This is a genomic window from Peribacillus asahii (genome assembly GCF_003570725.1).
Classification (GTDB): domain Bacteria; phylum Bacillota; class Bacilli; order Bacillales; family DSM-1321; genus Peribacillus; species Peribacillus asahii.
Window position 1 is genome coordinate 1 of record NZ_QWVS01000082.1, and the last position, 1,029, is coordinate 1,029.

Below are 1,029 nucleotides of genomic sequence, written 5' to 3' on the forward strand. Positions count from 1 at the left end.
CCAGAAATTGAGCAAATTAGACAAATGGTAAGGAACTTTGTAGAAAATGAAGTGGAGCCGTTTGCGCAGCAAATTGAAGAAGAGGATCGAATTCCTGAACATTTAATCGCACAAGCAAAAGAACTTGGATTATTCGGAATGAGTATCCCTGAAGAATACGGGGGAATCGGATTAGGAATGGTTGGAAAGGCTGCAGTTTTGGAGCAGTTAGGAAGAACACATAACGGATTTGCTACGTTGATTAGTGCTCATACAGGTATTGGAAGTACAGGACTAGTTCGTTTAGCTTCTCCGTTTTTAAAGGATAAATATTTACCGGACCTTGCGGCAGGCAGAAAGACAGCGGCATTTGCTTTATCTGAGCCAGGTGCAGGATCAGACGCAACGAACTTATCGACAAGAGCAGAAAAGGTAGGGAATAAATGGATTCTAAACGGAACGAAGCATTTTATTACCAATGCCCCGATTGCCGATGTTTTTACGGTTTTTGCACTAACAGACAAAGATAAAAGAGCAAAAGGCGGCATTACGGCTTTTCTAGTAGAAAAAGATTTTCCTGGTTTTACAATTGGTAAAAAAGACAAAAAAATGGGGCTACGTGGTTCATATACCGCACAATTAATTTTCGAAAACTGTGAAGTTCCAGAGGAAAACGTTATCGGTGAAGTCGGAATGGGCTATATGGCCGCTTTAAAAATTCTTAGTGAAGGCCGCATTGGGTTAGCTGCACGAGCAGTTGGATCTTCTCAAAAATTAATTGAATTATCAGCTGCATATGCGAAGGAAAGAATTCAATTTGGAAAACCGATTGCTTCGAACCAAGCGATTCAATGGATGTTAGCGGATATGGCGACGGAAACAGAAGCAGCGAAAACTTTAATGCTAAAAGCGGCACATATGGTCGATGAAGGGAAAAAAGTAGTGAAAGAGTCGTCTATGGCTAAATTGTTTGCCTCAGATGTCTTTAATCGAGTGGCAGATAAAGCCGTTCAAATTCATGGTGGTATGGGGTATGTATCCGATTATCCA

Annotated in this window: 1 protein-coding gene; it reads left to right on the forward strand. The window is 41.0% G+C overall.

Annotated elements, in window-relative coordinates:
• On the forward strand, positions 1 to 1,029 hold a 1,029-nt coding region (locus D1953_RS20950), incomplete at both ends, for an acyl-CoA dehydrogenase family protein (RefSeq protein ID WP_245980310.1).